This is a genomic window from Falcatimonas sp. MSJ-15, from assembly GCF_018918265.1.
GTDB lineage: Bacteria > Bacillota > Clostridia > Lachnospirales > Lachnospiraceae > Falcatimonas.
The window spans coordinates 53,324-73,007 of sequence record NZ_JAHLQC010000014.1 but is presented as its reverse complement, the minus strand read 5'-3'; the positions used below and the strand labels follow the sequence as shown (position 1 = coordinate 73,007).

Below are 19,684 nucleotides of genomic sequence, written 5' to 3'. Positions count from 1 at the left end.
TACAACAGTCTGTTTTATGTTTTATTCAATTTTGGGTGTAATTACCCATAGCAAATTGTAGCAAAGACGGTAGGAAAGGTCAAGGTATTCCACCGGAAAACTGAAGAAAAATCGAGAGAGGGTTAGGGATACTTCCCTATGGAAATTCAACCACACAGGCGATAGGAAAGTGTGGGGGATTTCGCCTGTGTCATGACACAGGCAGTGCTTGCTATTCTACAAAAAAAGTTATAAAAGAACTAGAAAAGACTTGACAGGGAGAAAAAATAATGATATAAATACATACGTAACGAATGTATTTATTGCAGGTGAAGATAATATGGCAAGAAATAAGTATCCAGAATTAACAGTGGAGAAGATTTTGGAAGTATCACAAAGGCTTTTCTTAGAGAAAGGATACGAGCAAACAACAATTCAAGATATTGTTGATAACTTAGGGGGATTAACCAAAGGAGCAGTATATCATCATTTTAAATCCAAAGAGGAGATTATAAATGCTTTGGGCGATAAGATGTTTTTGGGTAATAATCCTTTCAATGTAGTCAAAGAACAGAACGAGTTAAATGGATTACAGAAGATTCAGAAAGCTATGATGTTAAATCGGGAAGATTCAGAACGAGCCACATTGTCAAAAAATACGATTCCACTGTTGGAGAATCCTCGTATATTGGCTGGAATGATAGAATCACAAAGAAAATACCTGTCACCAGAGTTTTATAAACTGATTGAAGAAGGCATTGAAGATGGTTCTATTAGTACGGAGTATCCGAAAGAATTGGCAGAAATCCTGCCATTGTTGGAATTGTGGCTAATGCCATCTGTATTTCCAGCATCAGAAGAAGAAATGCAACATAAAGTGATGTTTGTAAAAGAGATGTTTGAGCGTATGGGTGTGCCATTATTCAACGACCAAATATTATCGATGATTGATGTAAAAATAAAATAAAATTGTATTATGCAATTTTATTTTATTTTTACATCAATACATACATTCGGAATGTATGAAAAGGAGGAATAAATGGAACTTAAAGATGTATATATTGTAAAAACAAATAATTTATCGAAGTCTTATAATAAAAAAACGGTTATAAATAGCTGCAATATGAGTGTAAAAAAAGGAAGGATATATTGTTTGGTTGGACAAAATGGAGCGGGAAAGACAACACTATTTAAGATATTGCTGGGATTAACATCAGCCACGCAGGGAACGGCAACAGTTCTGGGAATGGACTGTAAAAATGAAAGCTTGGAAATTCTTGCCAGAACAGGAAGTCTAATAGAAACTCCGGTTTTTTATGAACACATTTCAGCAAGAAAGAATTTAAAAATACATTCAGAGTATATGGACTGCAAAGATGCTGACAAAAAAATTGAAAATATATTGGAAAAAGTCGGGTTGAAGGATTCGGCAGATCAGCAGGTATCTACTTTTTCGCTGGGAATGCGTCAGAGGCTTGCTATTGCGAGAGCACTTGTACATGAACCAAGTTTACTAATTCTTGATGAACCAATAAACGGAATGGATCCAGTTGGAATAAGAGATATGAGAGAGTTGTTTCGTAATCTTTCAGAACAGGGAGTCACAATTTTGATGTCCAGTCATTTTCTATCTGAGGTAGAATTGGTTGCGGATGATATAGGTTTTTTGGTTAATGGAACAATTGTGCGTGAGGTTCAGTCACAGGATATATCACAACAAAATGCCGGTGGACTGGAAGATTATTTTATGAAAGTGATTCAAGGAGAGTGAGTATATGAAAATAAACAGATTATTTTCTCTGGAATTGGAAAGAAATAGCTTACGACCATATCAAATTGCTGTTGCGGTAAGCACTTTTTTTATACTGGGCTTTATATATTTAATGGCAGCAATACCCAAAATTGATCCAGGGGATAGCGATGCAGAATTATTTAGTTCTTACAATTTTGTAATAGGACTGACATTGGTAGTCATGATGGGAATTTTTTCTGTAATCTCGGCAACGATGTCATCAAAGTTTATTGTGGATGAATATCGAGGGAAAAAAGCAATTTTATTATTTTCATATCCAATAAGTCGAAAAAAAATAATGGAAACCAAGATACTATTAGTATTTTTATTTACATTTGGTTCGATGTTGATAAGTGGAGCAATAGTACTCGCAGTTTTCATGATAACAGAAAGCTTCGTTCCAATTGGCAATGACATTGTAAGATTAGGACTTATGTTAACAAGTAGTATATATTTAGTATGTTATGCTCTGATTGCTGCATTTTGTGGTATTGTTTCGAGCTGGATTGGGTTCAGAAAGCAGTCTGTTATTGCAACAATAGTTGCATCCTGCATTATTATGGTCACAATGTGTCAGATAGCAGCTATGACATTTTTTTCTGGAGTAGCGATGATATTGCTTTTGGCTGGTATGGGAATTATTACATTTTTAGCCGTCGAGAGCATGTTAAGTCAGGCAGGAAAAATGGAAATTTAATTTAGTGTATCACATTCTTTTGTATACTCTTAAATAGGGACAGAGGAATGTATACATATAAAGAATGTTACCAGTAGTGGGGCATTCAGTATGACTGGGAGGAGGTGAAACTATGAAAAACATTACAGTTCGTCGTGCTGTTAAGGTTGATGCAACAGCATGGTGGATCGTATTCTAAGACGATCCGGTAGGTTGGTAGTGCCAAGAGACAAAATGAGTCTTCAGTTTGTCTTTGGTGCTACATACGAGAATTTGCAAAAGGAGAAGAGTGATAATTATGGATACATTATATAACAGACCAAGAATTAAGCCAATCTATCCATTGTACAGATTAAACAGTCAGGAATTCAGGATTGGAGCACAACTTGGAATTACAGCAGAGTTTGGGGATCCAGAGGGGCAGTTATGGGAATTGGCATCAAGGCTTGATGGCAGACCGGTTATGACAGTCATAGAAGAGGTGCGAGAGGTATTTCCAGAGTTAACAGTGGAAGATGTGATCGATGGAATACAACTTTTGGACAATGAGGGATTTGTAGAAGAAGTTTTAGAGGAAGAAACAGATGTACCGGTTCGATATATGCCCAATATAAATTATTTTAGCAGGTATATAGGAAGTGGTGGTAATAGATATACACCACAAAGAAAAATTAGCGAAACAACGATTCTTTTGTTGGGACTAGGCGGAGGCGGTTCAAATATACTTACAATGCTTGCAGGACTTGGTCCAAAGAAAATTGTAATTGTGGACTATGATAATGTAGAAGAGAGTAATTTAGGCAGACAGCTTTTATATAAAGAATCAGATATTGGTACACCTAAAGCAGAAGCAGCGGCAAGGGCAATTTCTGAGATGAATAAGGATATTGAGATTGAGGCATACAATAAGAAGATAGAAAAGCCGGAGGATGTACTGGATGTGATAGATGGTGTGAACCTTGTAATATGTGCGATAGATGAGCCTCCGTTTGTTGCACAGCGAATAGTAAATGAAGCTATTGTGAAAGCTAATGTGCCTTGCGTGTTTGGAGCGTCACAGGTAAGCAGAGGAAGAGTGTTTACAGTCATTCCTGGAGTAACAGGTTGTTTTGACTGCTTAAATCTTCATTATAGTATGAATGATCCGCAGTTTGTGGAGCAATTTGTTGCTTTTAGAAAAATAGATTTTGCTCCACCAACTATAGCATATGCACCGGCAATTTTTCAGCTTACAGCAGCGATTGTTGATGAAGCAGTGCGCGTGATAACGGGATATGCAGAGCCACGCAGTCTGGGAACACAATATGAAATCAATTTTGAAGATGGTTCTTCATTTAGGCATCCTTCATGGAAACGTTACAAAGAGAAGTGTCCTACCTGCGGAAAAGGGAAAAAGGAGGACTGGGAGATATTTCAATATTATGAAAATAGAAAGTAGGCTCAGAGTGTAAGATGGAAGCAAATATAACTTTGAAAACAATATTTTCCAGGAAATTAAAAAATGGCAATTATGTAATTTTGGCTGCTGATTCTGAGCCGTTGGTAGTAGAAGAGGAATTTGCAACGTGCATAAGTCAGGACGGTAACGCATTAGCAAATTTTGACGAGAGCGTTATTTCCGTATTTAAGGATAGCGGTTTTTTTGTTGATGCGTTATCGGATACAGTTATTCCGGAAGAACCGACAGGGAAAAAGTGGAATCTGTTACGACAGGGAGTATTTATAATATCAGTCATGGCATTGCTTGGTGTGTTAATGACTATTCCATTTTCCGGGATTCCGCTTGGAAACAGAATGATACCTGCCAATGTTCCAATGTGGATGTCGGTCATATTTATGATAGGATTTTCGATTGCTACAACAATGATTCACGAACTGTTGCATATGCTGTATGCAAACACATGGAAAAAGCGGAATGGTGGGGTAAAGATAGTATTAAAAAAGTCTATGGCTACAGTTAACATGACACATATATGGGTGTGGTCGTTTTTGGGGAGAGTGGCTGCCGTGTCAGCAGGAATAATGTCCGATTTGTTGATATTATGTATTTGTTCAATACTGGGATTATATAATGACAGTTGGATTATTTTGGCGGCAGCGTCGATCCTTTGGGTAAGAATATTATGGCAGTTTCGTTTTCACAGAAAGACGGATGGGCGTTTGATACTTATGCTTCTGTTAGATAATCCTGTGATTGCACTGGGAAATGAGAATGATGCTGATTTTACTTATAAAAAGGATGTCTTGATATGGAAAGTGTTTCAGGTAATTGGAGTGCTTGTCGAGATAGCAGTAGTTGTCTTTTGGGGTATCCCGTTTGTATTGAGCATATACGCTAACCTGTTTATTTAATTTTAAGAACAAAGAAGAGGTAATTTATGAAAGCAAATAATTTAATTATTGATTCAATAAGTAAAACATATAAAAGAGGGAAGATAAAAGCCAATGATAATATTTCATTAGAACTGCATCCTTCTGAAATCACCGCACTTATTGGACATAATGGCGCGGGGAAAACAACTCTGCTGAATCAGATTATAGGTAATGCCAAACCTGACAGTGGAGATATTACTTATAAGGGAATATCATTGGTAAAAAATTCAAAAGTAGCGAGAGAACTGGTATCAATAATGCCCCAGTTTCATGCTCCGCTTGAAGGAGTAACACTAAGGCAGTCCATAGAATCTATTTTGAGAATCAAAGGAGTATCTGAAAAGCAGGTGCATTTATGCACAAAACAAGTGTTAAAGGATTTGGATATTGAGCAGTGGGCTGACCAGACAGGAAATAAATTATCCGGTGGTTTACAGAGACTGACCTCTTTTGCAATGGCAGTGGCATACCCATCAGACATAATTCTGCTTGACGAGCCCACAAATGATGTTGATCCAATAAGACGTAAGTTGACATGGCAGTATATGAGAAAACTAGCAAAAGAGGGGCATATGATTTTTGTTGTCACCCATAATCTACTTGAAGTTGAACAGTATACAGACAGATATATTTTACTGAATAAAGGTCGTATAATTCGTGATGTTTCTACGGCTGTTATTAGTAATGACTTTGTTTCAAATGTAATGATAGTATCCCTGCATGATACGGACGAGTTGCACGATCTACCGGATGCCGAAACCAGTGAATACAGAGAAGATGAAATGCAGTTGGTGCTTACCTTGTCTGAAAATCAGGTTTCAAATGCTGTTAATTGGCTGATGGAGCTTATAAGACAGGGAAAAGTTTTGAATTATAAGCTTACATCTGCAACATTGGATATGCAATATGGAGGTATGATAGATGCAGAATAAAGAAACATTATCAAAACCGCAGGCATCTTATTTGACAAAACTTAAAGGAGTGATATTCTGGAGCCTGATAAGACACAAATATCTGGTGCCGGTATTCAGTGTGGCACAGGCTGCATTTGCGATTGCAATAATATGTGGAATGGCACTATTTCTTCCACAGCTTGATGATACATCGGTTGTTTATTTATCGTCCGGGGCACTGACTTTAGGCATGATTGCGGTCGGCTGTGTTTTAGCACCACAGATTGTAAGTGAGGCAAAACAAAATGGGATATTTGAATATCAAAGAACGCTTCCAGTTTCAAGAAACATTATTTTGTTAGCAGATATTATCATATGGGGAATTGCATCAGTTCCAGGCGTGATTATGGGTTGTATTGCTTCTGTACTGCGTTTTGATATAAATCTAAATATAACGGGACAAAGTTGCCTGATTATATTGCTTACACAGTTTACATTGATTTGTATCGGATTTTGTATTGCCTACTGGCTTCCACCTAGTGCAATGGCATTGGCAACACAGGTAATTATGATAGGTGGACTGCTTTTTTCACCGATAACATATCCAGCGGAAAGACTCCCGGAGTGGTCTATGTATATTTATAATGTGCTGCCATTTGTTCCTATAAGTAATTTAATAAGGTCTGCGTTATTTGTGACGAAGTCTATAAGTCTGTTAGATTTGATAGTAGTTGTTTTTTGGGCTGTCGTTGCATTTATTCTTTCTCTTTGTGCATTGTCAAAAAAAGAATGATAACGTATTTCGGCGGAAATAATATAACGAATTATGCGAATGTCGGGATATGAAAATGGTATATTACTGGATTCTGTGACTTTTTTATATCAGAATAAAAGGAAAAAGTTATGTTATATAAACAGGAAAATATTACATTGGTTGATGAGGTAAGAAAAACAGGAAGAGGAAATAGGGTTTGGATTGAAATATTGAAATTCTTGGCTGTTCTTACACCTATAAATTTGATAATGGTATTTGCGGGGGAGGCAATAAAAGCTGCATTATTTCAGAAGTCGGTGATTAACGAAGAGATATCCATGCTTATTCAATTATATGAATGTGCTTTGGGAATTGGTTTGGTTGTATTGTATTGTTGCTGCATTGAAAAAAGAACTTTTATGAGTATGGGTTTTATGAAAAGACATGTATGCAAGCAGTATATAAAAGGTGCGTGTGTAGGAGCCATGCTGATATCAGCCATAGTATGGATGGGAGTTCTTTTCAATACTTTTATTTTTAATGGATTCAATGTGAATTTGGATAAAATAAGTATATTCTTATTTCTTGGCGGATTTTTATTGCAGGGATTTTACGAAGAGTTAGTATTTCGTGGATTTTTCATGATATCTATAATCAGAAAAAATACCATATTTGTAGCGGTGATGGTTAATTCTATTTTATTTGGATTAACACATGGTTTCAATAATGGATTTCAAGTACTTGCTTTATTAAATTTGATATTATTTGGAATATTCGAGTCAATCTATTTATTGAAAACTGGAAATATTTGGGGCATTAGTGCAATACATAGCATGTGGAATTTTATACAAGGAAATATTTATGGTTTTAATGTATCAGGAATGGCACAATCACAAAACGTATTTGCATTTGAAACTAATGATTGTGAAGTGCTTAGCGGAGGCACATTTGGAATTGAAGGAAGTTTGTTGACAGCTATAGTGTTGGCAAGCGGCATTATTATAGCTGTGCTATATAAAAGATTGCAATACGTAAATAAATAGAAAATTGATTAAAAGTGGAATGAAGAATGTAGAAAAAATAAATACCAGATATGAACAACGTCCTGTGGGTGTGTGCCTGCGAGGACGTTTTTTGTATACAGAAAAATTTTTATAAAAATTTTTCAATCCACCCGAACATCTCCCCGGTTTCATTTGGGAGATACACCGGAAGGGAAAAAAGGCAAATGCCTTGTCATTCGGAACGGGAGGAGGTGAACTCGTATGGGGCAACCTTCTTCTAAGGATGAAATGACTGTCAGGCATCAGTTTGACCGTTTGTGCCAGATGGCATTAAAAGGTGAAGCTGCCAATTATTACAAGCACATGGACTATCGCAGAAAACACGAAGTCACATTCTCTGAACTGTCAGAAAAGGAGTTGAGCAAATTATTTACTATGGATGAGTACGGAACAGAAAATCATCATTTTGAAGTGCATGGCTACGATATTGAAGTAAAAAATACTTTGATTGCGGAAGCATTAAAAGAACTTACGGAAAGAAAAAGGAATGTTATTTTACTTTCCTATTTCATGGAGATGAGCGATGCAGATATTGCAAGAGAAATGAATCTGGTTCGCAGTACCATTCATGAACACAGAACACGCTCACTGGAAATTTTGAGAAAGGTTATGGAAGGAATAGCAGATGAAAAAGATGTCTAAAACCAGAAACAAAGAAAATTTGTTGCCTTTCCATATTATAAAGGCAGCATCAGAGGGCGATGTGAGTGCAATCAATGCCGTGTTAAAACATTATGAAGGGTACATAATCAAATTGTCCACAAGAAAGCTGTATGACGAAAGTGGACAGGTACACTACTGCATTGATGAAACTCTGCGTCGCAGATTAGAAACAAAGCTGATCACAAAGATACTGGCTTTTGAAGTTGCATAACAGGCGGTTAGCATTGTCCCTTTCCATTCGCTGATTGCTGCGTATGCACCCTGTACCTTGACAACTGAATATTTTTTGCATACAGGACGTGAGGATATGTGGAGCCACTAGGTAGATTCGCCAAGATGTACCTGCTCTTTGATAGGAGTGAATGTGAGGAAATGTTGAAACATTACATTGAAGCAAAGGTATGGAGCGAGAAGATCTGACAAAATGTGTGGCAGTAACACAGGGCGATGAAGCATATTCGTGATAATGATACTTCCGGATTGTAAGGAAATTTGCAGTCCGGTCAATTTGAATGACGGTGCAAGACCGATGTGGACAGAGTAATGATCTGTCACCTGTATTGCATTTTTATCTGCCTATGAGAGTCGGCAAGTGAATTGTGGGTTGTCATTGGCAGATAAAATGCGTGTTAAATTTAAGGAGGATTTGAGTAATGCAGAGGATGCCAAAGGCAATAAATAAGAAAAGACTGGTCAGATATAAGGAAGGGGCAGAAATGTACAGCATGGGTATGAATAAATTTCAGACTCTTGCCAAAGATGCGGGAGCAATTCTGAAGATAGACAGAATGGTGTTAGTAGACCTTGATGTGTTTGACCAATATCTTGAGTCATTTCGGGTGAAATAAATTTTGCAGACAAGGAAAAAGATTTTGGTTTAACCAAAATTCACTTGACTTTTGGTTAAACAGAAAGTATAATGATTATGAAATGGATGGAGGTGTATATTGTGGCTAGAACAGGTAGACCGAAGTCGGATAATCCTAAAAAAACTCTTATCGGATTAAAACTGACGGAGGAAGAAGCTGCAAGACTGAAAGGATATGCGTCCAAACATGACATGACCATAACACAGGTGCTACAAAGAGGGATTGATATGCAGTATGCAATGGATAAACCGGCTGAGTAGCTAGTACAAAATCTCTTTCCTTGAGAGAGGAGACGAGATGGCGAAATCAAGAAAGGATAACAAAGGGAGAGTATTAAGAAAAGGCGAAACTCAACGCAGTTGCGATGGTAAGTATGTATATACTTATGTTGATCCGGAAGGAAAGCGCCGGAGCATCTATTCTAAGGACATCATGGAATTGCGGGAGAGAGAAGTTAAACTGATGAAAGATCAGCTTGATGGGTTGGATGCGTATGCAGCCGGAACATCTACAATCAATTTTGTTTTTGACAGATATATATCGACAAAGGCAGAGTTGAGGGAAACAACAATGCGGAACTATAAATATATGTATGATCGCTTTATACGAGGTGGATTTGGCAAGAAGAAAATTGCCGCTGTGAAGTATTCTGATGTATTGCAGTTCTATCAGCATTTGTTGAAAGAGAAGGAAATGCAGATAAATACGCTAGAAACAATTCATACTGTTTTACACCCGACATTTCAGCTTGCTGTGCGTGATAACATCATTCGTGTTAATCCAAGCGATGGAGTAATGGCACAGATTAAAAAGCAACCGGGGAAAAATCATGGTGTGAGACACGCTTTGACAGTGGAACAACAGAGAGCCTTTATACGCTATATTGATGAAAGTCCTACATTTTACCACTGGGCATCATTTTTTAAGTTCCTACTTGGAACAGGTTGTCGAATTGGAGAAGCAATCGGTATCCGATGGGAAGACATTGATTTTGAAAAAAGGACGATCAGTATCAATCATAGCGTGGTTTATTACAGTAGAGAGTTCAAAGAACATCCGATATGTTCATTTGCTGTATCTCTTCCAAAGACAGAAGCTGGTATACGCACGATTCCGATGATGGATACGGTTTATGATGCACTCCAGATGGAATTGGATGACCAGAAGGAACATGGATTTAATGAAACAGTGATTGATGGGATGAAAGGATTTATCTTTATGAACCGTTTTGGCAATATCCATAATCCGCAAGCTGTAAACAGAGCAATCAAGCGTATATATGAAGCACATAATGCAGAAGAAGTGGTAAAAGCTGCAAAACAGCACAGAGAGCCTGTGATAATACCACATTTTTCATGTCATCATTTGCGACATACCTTTTGTTCAAGGTTTTGCGAAAATGAAACAAACTTAAAGGTAATTCAGTCTATTATGGGACACGCAAATATCGAAACAACCATGGATATTTATGCGGAAGTTACCGATACTAAAAAGCAGGAAGCAATTCAAAATTTAGCACACAATTTAGATGTATTTTAGGAAAGAGTCCGGCATGGACTGACGAGAGTACGACAAAATGTGTGCCATACGACAAGAGTACGACAAATTCGAGTGGTGTAATCAGCATAAATATGTTATTATGATAATGTTGGAACACCGAAAAAGGCTTTATTAAAGGAAAAAGCATTAAAGTAAATTAAATTGATGTGAAATCCCGACAATGAAGTCACTTGACTCAGACAAAAAAGCTCCAAAGACTGTAAAATCATCAGTTAGCGAAGCAGCACCAGTGAAAGAAGTAATCGATTTTTCTAATGTTAAGATCGAACCATTATTTGAAGAAGAAGTAGATTTTGAGACATTCAGTAAATCAGACTTTAGAGCAGTTAAAGTAAAAGAATGTGTAGCAGTTCCAAAGTCAAAGAAATTATTACAGTTTACACTTGATGATGGAACAGGTACAGACCGTACAATCTTAAGTGGTATTCATTCATTCTATGAACCAGAAGAACTTGTTGGTAAGACACTTATCGCTATAACAAATCTTCCACCACGTAAGATGATGGGAATCGAATCTTGTGGTATGTTACTCTCAGCAGTTAATAACCTCAAGGATTCAGAGGATGAAGAACTTCACCTTCTTATGGTAGATGAACATATTCCAGCAGGTGCAAAATTATATTAAGATGATGTGAAGAGGTATCGTTTTACCAAATAGACGGAACGAAATGCATTTGATAAAAGATTGAAAAAATAGCGATTTACATCAGAGTTACATTAATTGATGCAAGATTAAGTGCAAGCAAGAAAAATCGCATAATTAGTAAAATAAATGGGCAATTCCAATCGGGATTGCCCATTTTCTAAAGAAACAGAAATACAATCAAAATTTGTAGGGGGAAAGACAATGACAATAGAACCAATAACTATAAATGATAAACTAGGAAGAGAAAGTGCAATTTCGCTATATGAGAAACTTGTTTTCAAAAAGTATGCTACTTTTCAAGATAATATGAAATATACAGATGGTTCATATTGTGACGCATATGGGATGATGAAAAAGCTTGTAAGAAAATAAGCAATATTCAGTTTAATTTCTTTGTTGAAGGGGTAGTTCATTCTATGAACCAGAAGAGCTTGTTGGTAAGTCCTAGACTATGAAAGACTTTAGACTTCTGATATATTGTCGCTGATGGATTTCGTCGGCAACAACTACAGTTAATAACTGTGATATACCAGCAAGAAGTAAATCTGCATGAAGTGTTTTTTCGTTCGTTGTTTTTCGATTAGCGACACAAAAACTGCCTTTAAAGTGGTTGATTGATTTTTCAACATTTACTCGGATTTTGTAAGTGCCATCCCATTCTTGTGAGCCACGCTCCACACCGGGGTATGCTCTAAGTTTTTTTTCAGGATAAACATAAATCATTCTGCCACAGGAAGAGGTTGTGCAGGGATTATCGCAATGACAAACGCGTCGCTTTGACTTGTCTTCGCGGTTGTATTCCCATTTCATTTTGGCTAGCGCATATATGTAAAATCAGTGCACCATACTTTATTTTTGCAGTCGACATTAAAATTCTGGTTTAAAAGATTGTCAAAAATTTTATTCCTTTTTCCAGCCTTATAACCCGGCTTGGAATGCATAATTACAGCACATAATTTTAATTCCTTATTCATGTATTTATGCATAGTGGTATTACTTACTTCATATCCATAACGTTTAATAAAAATGCGCATAGCCCTATAGCCTATAACACGATTATTGTTGTAATAAACATATTTTATAAGCTCAAAGATACGTGACAAACGTTTATGATATTTTCGCTTTGCATCTTTTTTGTAATTGTAGTAACAATTAGGGCTAATTCCTAATTTATTGCATAGCCATCTTAAACCAAATATATTTTTATTATCGTCGATAAATCGATATACCACTAATCGATTTCCTTCGCGAAGAATGCCGCTGCTTTTTTTAGAAAGCGATTTCCTTATCCTTTTCATTCAGAAGCTGATTTAATCGTCTAATTTCCTTAGCTTGATTAGTTTCTACTGTTGTATTGGTGGTATAAAGGCATTCTTCTTTGTATTTGCTAACCCATTTGCTAACAGAACTTTTGGCAATATTAAAATCACTAGCAAGTTGTTGTATTGATTTATCGCCTGCCATATAGGCTTTAACTACTTCTTTTTTGAAGTCTTCGGTGTAATGTACTGACATAGTAACGTCCTCCTTATTGGAATAATATTATACTATATTATTCGAACAAGGTGTTACAAATTTACTATACCACTACACAGATGATAAGGCTTATTTGATTCGTACTGCTCTGCATATTTGAGCAGTTCTGCATAAGGTTTGATTTCATACTCCAAAGTAACAAGTTCTGTTCGTGCCACACTGAACAGAGATTTCTTTTCAGCAATTTTCTGTTCCAATGCTTTGATTGACTGTGCTTCCGCATAGGCACTGGCGGCTATTTTCAAGTTTTCAATATCTGCCCAATGCTGCAATCCCGGACTATCTGCAAAGTTCTCTGAGTATGTGTCTATAAGATTACGGGTAGCATAATTCCTTTGTTTATAGTCTGTACGTTTTTGTCTCGTGTTTTTATCCGTTCTTTGATACTTTATACTACATTGGGACATTTTCCCTTGTGGTATATTAGGACATTATCATAAATGGTCCATGCAATAATGATAATTATTACTATCTTTCTTGACATTATAATGAAATTGATGCATAATCCTAATTAAAAATGAATCCTAACAAGGAGGACGGATGACAAATAAGAGAAACACAATTCAGAAAGACTTGGTAAGAAATGCCGTATACGAAATGAGAAGATATGTTACAGCGAATGAAAGGGGGTGGCTGTCAACGCATGGAATGACAGAAACAGATGACGGCAAAGGGGAATCAAAAGTGATTTCTCAGATTTAACTGTTTTGGAGGTGTAACTGTGGAGAATATACTGAAAAGGTCATCTTTTCATGATATTTATTTTCATAATGGAAAAGAGAGGTCATCATTTGTAGTTCATGAAGAAACCGGATCAGGAGAGGGGAAGATGGTTTGTTTTGACGTTGCTCCTGGCATTCAGATCACATATAATGACCTAAACATGGGGAGCTGCTACCGTCCTATTATTCCGAAACATGATTTCCTTCAAATAGATCACTGTCTGGAAGGGTGTTATGAGTGTGAATCAGCAGATGGTACGGTTACTTTTCTGGGAGAAGGGGATTTATCAGTCGGGAGTTTGTATAAAGGGAAACAGGCGATTATTGGCTCCAATATCCCGTTAAAAAAATATAAAGGCATTACTGTATTATTTGAGATGGAGAAAGCTCAAAAAGCAATATCTGAAAATTTTAAACAGGCAGACATCAATCTGGTAAAAATCAGAGATATGTTATGCAGTAATGGTACGTTGCTTTTAGTAAAATCAAAACGTGAAATAGATCATATTTTTGGAGAATTGTATTCTGTTGATAAGCGGATACAGTCACCATATTTTTGGATTAAGACAATAGAGCTGCTTTTATTTTTGAGTTTGCTGGATGGAACTGCCATGCAGAAACCGCAGCATTTTTCAGAAGATATATCCCAAAGAACCCAAAAGGTATATCAATACATCATTGAAAATCCTTTCGATGTAAAAACCATTACTGACTTATCGGAAGAATTTGGAATTGCTGAATCCAGCTTGAAAAGGTGTTTCAAATCCATAGCAGGGAAATCTATTGGAACATTTATTAAAGTGAAACGGATTGAGGCTGCGGCAGAAATGCTGAAAACAGAACCACACCTTAATATAGGGGAAATTGCTTATGCGGCAGGTTACGAGAATCAAAGTAAATTTTCAGCAGCATTTAAGTCTGTCAAGGGGATAACGCCGCAGGCTTACAGATATAAATATGCGTGACCTGATTGGAGTAAAATTTGTCTGATAGGTTATAGATAGTTTGAACTAACTTCGATATAATGATTTGCGTGCTGAAGGTTGGTTCGTCTTGGTAAGGAAGTCGCTATACTGCGGCTCCTTTTTTTGAATCAAAAGTTAGCATAAACTAACTAAAGTAAGGAGCGATTAGACCTATGTCTGACATTAAGATTTTGGTGGGAAGGATATTAAAACGTATCCTGAATTTTGTTCTTGTGATATGGGGTGTTGTAACATTAAGTTTTTGCCTGCAATTATTCACAGGAACAGATCCCGCAGAAATGATTGTCCGAAAAAACAATCTTTTTGCAACAGAAGAACAGATACAGGCAGTGAGGGTGGAGCTTGGACTGGATGCCCCGTTCGGAGAAAGGTATTTCGAGTACATAAAGGGTGTCCTGAGTGGTGATTTAGGCACCGCAATAACAAACAGAAAGCCGGTAATACAAAACATTATGGATGCACTTCCAGTTACTTGCATGATGATAATTATGGCAATGGCCTGGATTATCATATTGACAATTCTTATTGCGGCTATCTCTGTCATAAGGAAGAATGGCGTTTTTGATAATGTTGCAAGAATACTCTGTATTGTGGGAATATGTGTGCCGAGTTTCTGGCTGGCATTGGTTCTGTTATCTGTCTTTGCTGTGAAAATACCGATTTTCAATGTAATTGCGGACGGAAGCCTGAAATCGCTTATACTGCCTTCTGTTTCGATGGCGGTGCCGATTGTATGTATCGCGACAAGGGTTCTGCGGGCATCTATACTGAATGAATTAAAAAGCGATTATGTGCTATATGCAAAAGCAAGGGGGTTTTCCAATACGCAGATTATATTTGGGGAGGTACTGAGAAATGCCCTGCCTGCGGCAATCACATTATTTGCTCAATATTGTGCGGCGTTGTTTGGAACATCATCACTGGTGGAAAGCGTTTTTTCGATTGATGGTTTAGGAAGTTATTTAATGAAATCTTGTGAAGGAATGGATATATATGGAATATCAGGAGCAATCTTAGTGTGTGCCGTCCTGTTTGCGTTCTTCAATACAGTTGCTGATATTCTTTCAAGCATAATATGTCCTGCGTATAGGAGGAACTGGATATGAGAAGGAAATGGCAGATAATTATTGGAATCATGTTGATCGCTTTTTTTATACTGATTGCAGTTGCCGCACCTATGCTGGCGCCAAATGATCCAAATGCAACAAACCTTGCAATGAAAAATGCAGAGCCTTCCGCAGAATATCCGTTAGGATGTGACCAGATGGGGCGTTGTGAATTGTCGAGGCTTTTATATGGGGCAAGGTATTCATTAGGGCTTTCTATTCCTGTATTGATTGTTTTAGCGGTGATTGCTTTATTCACAGGAAGTTTTTCATGCTATATAGGCGGAATGATAGATGAAATAGCAAGGGTGGTATGTGATATATTGATGGCATTCCCTTTGTTAGTTATTGCAATGGCTCTGGTTACTTCATTTGAAAATCCGACAGTCTGTATTATTGTAGCGATCAGCATATCCATGACAGCATGGTTTTTGAGGATGGTGCGTTCTTATGCAAAAACAGAGTGCGGCAAAGAGTATGTAGAGGCAGCAAGAATTTCGGGAGCTTCCAATATCCGCATTGTTGTTATGCACTTGATACCAAATGTACTGCCACAATTTATTGTATATTTTACAACGGGGATTGCATCAGTCATTATTTCTATTTCTGGATTTGCTTTTTTGGGTATAGGTCTGGTAAAGGGTACATCAGAATGGGGCGCAATGTTAAACGAAGCCCGCAACAGCTTATATTCAAATCCTAACCTAATTGTTTATCCGGGAATTTGTCTGCTTGTATGCTGTGCAGGATTTAATTTGTTAGGGGAAGGGCTGAGGAATTCTATTGGGAAGGAGGATGATATAAGTGGCACTTGATGTTAGAAATTTGAAAATATCATTGTTCTCTGGAGAAATGATTGTAAATGATGTTTCTTTTGAGATCAGTCATGGTCAGATGCTTTCACTGGTCGGAGGTTCAGGGGCAGGAAAAACAACAGTTTGCAGGGCGGTTATGGGATTGCTTTCTGATAATTACATAATCGAAGGTTCTATAAATTTTGGGGGCAGAGATTTACGAAAATTAAATAAAAAGCAGTTAAGTGGAATTTATGGAAAAGAAATCTGTTTTATCATGCAAAACCCAATGACAGCTTTTAATCCGTCTATCCGTATTGGAAAACAGTTAGAAAGATCTTATCTGCGTCACCACCTAAAAGCAGAGAAAAAAGAAACAAGAAAAAGATATGAAACGATTTTAAATGGATTAGGTTTAGATGATACAGAAAGAATTTTGAATAATTATCCTTTTGAATTATCAGGCGGTATGTTACAGAGGATTATGATAGCAGCAGCTATCATTCAGGAGCCTAAACTGTTAGTGGCAGATGAAGCAACGACAGCGATTGATGCTTGTAACAGGATGGAGTTAATGCAGCAAATGAAAAAATTATGTGGTCAGGGTATGTCTGTCCTGTTTGTAACACATGATCTGAAAGCGGCTTCTGTATCTGACTGGATGATGATAATGAATCATGGAAAGATTGTTGAAACAGGGCAGACAGATATGGTCATGAACAGCCCTGAAAATGAATTTACAAAAGAATTGGTAAATGCCTGCGAACTAAGGAGGGATGCATATGATAGAGCTAAATGACGTAAGCTGCAAATTTAGAAAAGGAAAGTTTGGAAATAGGGATTTTGTGGCCGTGGCTCCGGTTTCAATCTCATTCCATGACGGAGGCAGATATGCGATTGTAGGAGAATCCGGTTCTGGAAAAACAACACTGGCAAGAATGATTGCCGGATTACAGTTTCCTTCCGGCGGAAATATACTGGTTGACGGACATGGTATATATAAGAATCGGAGAACGGTGAGAGGGCATTACAAAACGGTGCAGTTAATCCAGCAAAATTCGGCATCGGCTCTTGATCCTAAAATGACAGTGGGAAAGTCTGTTGAAGAACCGTTGAGCTGTTTTTTTCATATGGGGTGGCAAGAGCGAAAAAAGAGGTGTCTGGAATTATTTAGCCTTTGTAACCTCCCGGAAGCCTATTACGCAAGAATGCCGTCAGAGTTGTCTGGTGGGGAACAGAAAAGAGTTGCGATAGCAAGAGCTTTAGCGGCAGAACCCAAATGCCTGATTTTTGATGAAGCAACGAATGGGTTTGACTTGCCGCTTAGGAAGAAAATCATAGAGGAAATCGTTTCTTTGCAAAAACGATTGGGGTTTACCCTTATCTTTATTACGCATGACATAGAGCTTGCAGTGGTGATTGCGGATGAGATTCTGGTAATGAAAGAGTCTGTTTTGATGGAACAGGTTGCATTTTCTGGTAACACAACAGTATTTGTTAATGAGTATAGCAAAATTTTGTTGAGAACCAGCGGATTGTTATAACCCGTGTCCATTTCAAAATAAGAAAAACAAATAAAAAGAAAGGAATATTTATCATGAAATTTAAGCATTTAGCAGCAGGATTGCTGTCTGCGGTTATGGTTTTAGGGATTGTAGCCTGCAGCAGTGACAATGGAGCAAGTGAGGCAAACGGAACAAACAATACAAATGAGGTAAGCAATACTCAGGAAACAGGACAGGAGCGGGTGCATCTCAATTTAGCAGAAAGCTGGGGATTTGAGTATTTTTACACGGTAATCACACCAGATGTAACCTCAAGCGGCTACGATTTGACATATTGGCTTCCTTCTTTCTATGACACATTGGTGAAATATGATTCAAACGGGGAATTGACTGGCGTATTGGCTGAAAGCTGGAGCATGAGCGAGGACGGCTGTACTTATACATTTAAGATACGGCAGGGGATTAAGTTTTCGGACGGTTCTGATATGACAGCGGAGGATGTGGCAAAGTCATTATTGGCGGTTCCGGTAAATCTCGGACAGTATAATGGTGGTTATGGAAAACTGTCTACTATAATTAAAGATGCGGTTGCGGTTGATGAATACACGGTTGAGCTTCAGTTAGAGCAGCCGTATTACGGTACAATGCGTGAATTGTGCCTTGCGAATCCCTGGGGGATTGTGTCAAGCGAGCAGCTAAATGAGGATTTGACAGCCAAGGATACATTTAAGAGTGCTACCTGTGGTACAGGCCCCTATATGTATTCCGGGGATAACAATGGGCAGGTATTCAACTTTGAATACAATACAAACTATTGGGGCAAAAAACCGGATGTTGACAGTTTTTCTGTAAAGAACATTCCGGATAATGATGCAAAATTATTGGCATTAAAGAATGGAGAGATTGATTTTTACACAGGCATTACCAAGATTTCAGCAGAAAACTTTGAAGAAATGAGTGCAACGGATGGATTTTCAGCAAAAGCGGATGGAAATGCCATGCAAACGTATTATATGGGCTATAACCTGAATGATCCGATTTTTAGAGATCAGGTGGTTAGGGAGGCGATTGCGACAGCAGTTGATAAAGAAACAATTACTCAAAATATTTTTGGGGGATTGTATGAAGCAGCCGATACCTTCTTTTCAAGAAGCATTCCATATTGTGATGTAGACCAGAAGATTTATGAATACAATATGGATACTGCAAATCAATTATTGGACGATGCCGGATATGTAGATACAGACAACGATGGAATACGTGAAAAGGATGGAGTAAAGCTGTCAGCAGAATTTGTATATCAGACAGGTTCAGCATCAGACGATGATACCGTGGTATACATATGTGACCAGCTAAAGCAGATCGGCATAGAACTGACGCCCAGCTCCGCCGCAATGATGGATTGGTTTGCTATGGTTTCCGGTGGGCAGTATGGAGTGACAATTTTTAAAACACAGGGCGGATATTATGACCCGACGGTTGTCGTGGGAGGCCTTGATCCCAAAACGTCAACTGATCCTATTTTATCACAGGTAAATGCATATTTAGCAAACGGATTGCTTGACGAGTTAAACGCTGCAACGGAAGAAGAAAAAATACAGGAAATTTACAATACCATTTTAACTACAATGTCAGATGAGTGTCTGGTAACGCCATTATATTATACGCATCAGCTATCTGTATATAACAGCAATGTATCAAATTATGAATATTCTGGCGATACGAGCTTTACATCAGTACAAAATATAAAAGTAAAATAGTGAAGA

24 protein-coding genes and 1 pseudogene are annotated in these 19,684 nt (G+C 37.6%); 22 read left to right on the top strand and 3 right to left on the bottom strand.

Translation table 11 applies throughout. From position 1 onward, the window contains the following. Window positions 1-319: 319 nt before the first annotated feature. The 15 genes from KQI85_RS11675 to KQI85_RS11605 all read left to right on the top strand — a co-directional run bounded on the left by KQI85_RS11675 (window position 320) and on the right by KQI85_RS11605 (window position 11,641). Complete coding sequence (locus KQI85_RS11675) at window positions 320-946, top strand: TetR/AcrR family transcriptional regulator (protein WP_216576262.1); 627 nt, start codon at window positions 320-322, stop codon at window positions 944-946. A 72-nt stretch (window positions 947-1,018) separates the two neighbouring features. Next, on the top strand, window positions 1,019-1,750 hold the full coding sequence (locus tag KQI85_RS11670) for an ABC transporter ATP-binding protein (protein ID WP_216576261.1): 732 nt from the start codon (window positions 1,019-1,021) through the stop codon (window positions 1,748-1,750). Between the two features lie 4 nt (window positions 1,751-1,754). Next, the gene (locus tag KQI85_RS11665; RefSeq protein WP_216576260.1) at window positions 1,755-2,468 is read left to right on the top strand and encodes an ABC transporter permease; all 714 of its coding nucleotides are present in this window, start codon (window positions 1,755-1,757) and stop codon (window positions 2,466-2,468) included. Window positions 2,469-2,745: 277 nt separating this feature from the next. Further along, window positions 2,746-3,885: a ThiF family adenylyltransferase gene (locus KQI85_RS11660; protein WP_216576259.1), complete on the top strand. Its 1,140-nt coding sequence runs from the start codon at window positions 2,746-2,748 to the stop codon at window positions 3,883-3,885. Between the two features lie 32 nt (window positions 3,886-3,917). Continuing rightward, on the top strand, window positions 3,918-4,799 hold the full coding sequence (locus tag KQI85_RS11655; protein ID WP_216576258.1) for a hypothetical protein: 882 nt from the start codon (window positions 3,918-3,920) through the stop codon (window positions 4,797-4,799). A 26-nt stretch (window positions 4,800-4,825) separates the two neighbouring features. Further along, a complete protein-coding gene (locus KQI85_RS11650) occupies window positions 4,826-5,752 on the top strand; it encodes an ABC transporter ATP-binding protein (protein ID WP_216576257.1) in 927 nt (308 codons plus the stop codon). Then, window positions 5,742-6,506, top strand: a complete 765-nt coding sequence (locus KQI85_RS11645; protein ID WP_216576256.1) for an ABC transporter permease — start codon at window positions 5,742-5,744, stop codon at window positions 6,504-6,506. Before KQI85_RS11650 ends, KQI85_RS11645 begins: the two co-directional genes overlap by 11 nt. Before the next feature lie 110 nt (window positions 6,507-6,616). Further along, window positions 6,617-7,510 carry a CPBP family intramembrane glutamic endopeptidase gene (locus KQI85_RS11640; RefSeq protein WP_216576255.1) on the top strand — a complete coding sequence of 298 codons (894 nt, stop codon included), beginning with the start codon at window positions 6,617-6,619 and terminating at the stop codon, window positions 7,508-7,510. Between the two features lie 222 nt (window positions 7,511-7,732). Continuing rightward, window positions 7,733-8,173: a sigma-70 family RNA polymerase sigma factor gene (locus KQI85_RS11635; protein WP_216576254.1), complete on the top strand. Its 441-nt coding sequence runs from the start codon at window positions 7,733-7,735 to the stop codon at window positions 8,171-8,173. After that, entirely contained in the window at window positions 8,157-8,405 is a 249-nt protein-coding gene (locus KQI85_RS11630) for a helix-turn-helix domain-containing protein (protein ID WP_117831456.1), read from the top strand. The genes KQI85_RS11635 and KQI85_RS11630 overlap by 17 nt, the downstream gene beginning before the upstream one ends. Window positions 8,406-8,847: 442 nt before the next feature. Then, window positions 8,848-9,042, top strand: a complete 195-nt coding sequence (locus KQI85_RS11625) for a DUF6462 family protein (RefSeq protein ID WP_006859228.1) — start codon at window positions 8,848-8,850, stop codon at window positions 9,040-9,042. Window positions 9,043-9,143: 101 nt separating this feature from the next. Continuing rightward, window positions 9,144-9,323, top strand: coding sequence for a hypothetical protein (locus KQI85_RS11620; RefSeq protein WP_227700698.1), 180 nt, complete (start codon window positions 9,144-9,146; stop codon window positions 9,321-9,323). 37 nt (window positions 9,324-9,360) lie between these two features. Beyond that, window positions 9,361-10,602 (top strand): tyrosine-type recombinase/integrase, encoded by a 1,242-nt coding sequence (locus KQI85_RS11615; protein WP_118592505.1) that lies wholly within the window; start codon window positions 9,361-9,363, stop codon window positions 10,600-10,602. Window positions 10,603-10,783: 181 nt separating this feature from the next. Then, window positions 10,784-11,248, top strand: a complete 465-nt coding sequence (locus KQI85_RS11610; RefSeq protein WP_216576253.1) for a hypothetical protein — start codon at window positions 10,784-10,786, stop codon at window positions 11,246-11,248. A 222-nt stretch (window positions 11,249-11,470) separates the two neighbouring features. Continuing rightward, the gene (locus KQI85_RS11605; RefSeq protein WP_216576252.1) at window positions 11,471-11,641 is read left to right on the top strand and encodes a hypothetical protein; all 171 of its coding nucleotides are present in this window, start codon (window positions 11,471-11,473) and stop codon (window positions 11,639-11,641) included. Window positions 11,642-11,781: 140 nt separating this feature from the next. Here the strand turns inward: KQI85_RS11605 and KQI85_RS16630 are convergent. The 3 genes and pseudogenes from KQI85_RS16630 to KQI85_RS11595 all read right to left on the bottom strand — a co-directional run. Next, a pseudogene (locus tag KQI85_RS16630) lies at window positions 11,782-12,094 on the bottom strand (ISNCY family transposase); the annotation flags it as partial. Window positions 12,095-12,538: 444 nt separating this feature from the next. Continuing rightward, window positions 12,539-12,784 (bottom strand): transposase, encoded by a 246-nt coding sequence (locus KQI85_RS11600; RefSeq protein WP_216576251.1) that lies wholly within the window; start codon window positions 12,782-12,784, stop codon window positions 12,539-12,541. 53 nt (window positions 12,785-12,837) lie between these two features. Next, window positions 12,838-13,212: a hypothetical protein gene (locus tag KQI85_RS11595; RefSeq protein WP_216576250.1), complete on the bottom strand. Its 375-nt coding sequence runs from the start codon at window positions 13,210-13,212 to the stop codon at window positions 12,838-12,840. Window positions 13,213-13,345: 133 nt separating this feature from the next. Between KQI85_RS11595 and KQI85_RS16990 the strand changes: the two genes are divergently transcribed. From KQI85_RS16990 to KQI85_RS11560, 7 genes are all read left to right on the top strand, one after another. After that, window positions 13,346-13,507 carry a hypothetical protein gene (locus tag KQI85_RS16990; protein WP_371820611.1) on the top strand — a complete coding sequence of 54 codons (162 nt, stop codon included), beginning with the start codon at window positions 13,346-13,348 and terminating at the stop codon, window positions 13,505-13,507. Between the two features lie 19 nt (window positions 13,508-13,526). Then, entirely contained in the window at window positions 13,527-14,492 is a 966-nt protein-coding gene (locus tag KQI85_RS11585) for a helix-turn-helix domain-containing protein (protein WP_371820610.1), read from the top strand. Between the two features lie 173 nt (window positions 14,493-14,665). Then, a complete protein-coding gene (locus KQI85_RS11580) occupies window positions 14,666-15,619 on the top strand; it encodes an ABC transporter permease (RefSeq protein ID WP_216576249.1) in 954 nt (317 codons plus the stop codon). Continuing rightward, window positions 15,616-16,434: an ABC transporter permease gene (locus KQI85_RS11575; RefSeq protein WP_216576248.1), complete on the top strand. Its 819-nt coding sequence runs from the start codon at window positions 15,616-15,618 to the stop codon at window positions 16,432-16,434. The genes KQI85_RS11580 and KQI85_RS11575 overlap by 4 nt, the downstream gene beginning before the upstream one ends. Further along, the gene (locus KQI85_RS11570; RefSeq protein ID WP_216576247.1) at window positions 16,424-17,212 is read left to right on the top strand and encodes an ABC transporter ATP-binding protein; all 789 of its coding nucleotides are present in this window, start codon (window positions 16,424-16,426) and stop codon (window positions 17,210-17,212) included. Before KQI85_RS11575 ends, KQI85_RS11570 begins: the two co-directional genes overlap by 11 nt. Further along, entirely contained in the window at window positions 17,196-17,957 is a 762-nt protein-coding gene (locus tag KQI85_RS11565; protein ID WP_216576246.1) for an ABC transporter ATP-binding protein, read from the top strand. The genes KQI85_RS11570 and KQI85_RS11565 overlap by 17 nt, the downstream gene beginning before the upstream one ends. Before the next feature lie 53 nt (window positions 17,958-18,010). Then, complete coding sequence (locus KQI85_RS11560; protein WP_216576245.1) at window positions 18,011-19,678, top strand: ABC transporter substrate-binding protein; 1,668 nt, start codon at window positions 18,011-18,013, stop codon at window positions 19,676-19,678. The last annotated feature ends 6 nt before the right edge of the window (window positions 19,679-19,684 follow it).

Coding starts and splice junctions, on each gene's coding strand:
- KQI85_RS11580 (WP_216576249.1), top strand. CDS start 14,666: ATGTCTGACATTAAGATTTTGGTGGGAAGGATATTAAAACGTATCCTG.
- KQI85_RS11565 (WP_216576246.1), top strand. CDS start 17,196: ATGATAGAGCTAAATGACGTAAGCTGCAAATTTAGAAAAGGAAAGTTT.
- KQI85_RS11645 (WP_216576256.1), top strand. CDS start 5,742: ATGCAGAATAAAGAAACATTATCAAAACCGCAGGCATCTTATTTGACA.
- KQI85_RS11630 (WP_117831456.1), top strand. CDS start 8,157: ATGAAAAAGATGTCTAAAACCAGAAACAAAGAAAATTTGTTGCCTTTC.
- KQI85_RS11605 (WP_216576252.1), top strand. CDS start 11,471: ATGACAATAGAACCAATAACTATAAATGATAAACTAGGAAGAGAAAGT.
- KQI85_RS11560 (WP_216576245.1), top strand. CDS start 18,011: ATGAAATTTAAGCATTTAGCAGCAGGATTGCTGTCTGCGGTTATGGTT.
- KQI85_RS11625 (WP_006859228.1), top strand. CDS start 8,848: ATGCAGAGGATGCCAAAGGCAATAAATAAGAAAAGACTGGTCAGATAT.
- KQI85_RS11660 (WP_216576259.1), top strand. CDS start 2,746: ATGGATACATTATATAACAGACCAAGAATTAAGCCAATCTATCCATTG.
- KQI85_RS11615 (WP_118592505.1), top strand. CDS start 9,361: ATGGCGAAATCAAGAAAGGATAACAAAGGGAGAGTATTAAGAAAAGGC.
- KQI85_RS11665 (WP_216576260.1), top strand. CDS start 1,755: ATGAAAATAAACAGATTATTTTCTCTGGAATTGGAAAGAAATAGCTTA.
- KQI85_RS11575 (WP_216576248.1), top strand. CDS start 15,616: ATGAGAAGGAAATGGCAGATAATTATTGGAATCATGTTGATCGCTTTT.
- KQI85_RS11675 (WP_216576262.1), top strand. CDS start 320: ATGGCAAGAAATAAGTATCCAGAATTAACAGTGGAGAAGATTTTGGAA.
- KQI85_RS11670 (WP_216576261.1), top strand. CDS start 1,019: ATGGAACTTAAAGATGTATATATTGTAAAAACAAATAATTTATCGAAG.
- KQI85_RS11595 (WP_216576250.1), bottom strand. CDS start 13,212: ATGTCCCAATGTAGTATAAAGTATCAAAGAACGGATAAAAACACGAGA.
- KQI85_RS16990 (WP_371820611.1), top strand. CDS start 13,346: ATGACAAATAAGAGAAACACAATTCAGAAAGACTTGGTAAGAAATGCC.
- KQI85_RS11600 (WP_216576251.1), bottom strand. CDS start 12,784: ATGTCAGTACATTACACCGAAGACTTCAAAAAAGAAGTAGTTAAAGCC.
- KQI85_RS11610 (WP_216576253.1), top strand. CDS start 10,784: ATGAAGTCACTTGACTCAGACAAAAAAGCTCCAAAGACTGTAAAATCA.
- KQI85_RS11640 (WP_216576255.1), top strand. CDS start 6,617: ATGTTATATAAACAGGAAAATATTACATTGGTTGATGAGGTAAGAAAA.
- KQI85_RS11635 (WP_216576254.1), top strand. CDS start 7,733: ATGGGGCAACCTTCTTCTAAGGATGAAATGACTGTCAGGCATCAGTTT.
- KQI85_RS11650 (WP_216576257.1), top strand. CDS start 4,826: ATGAAAGCAAATAATTTAATTATTGATTCAATAAGTAAAACATATAAA.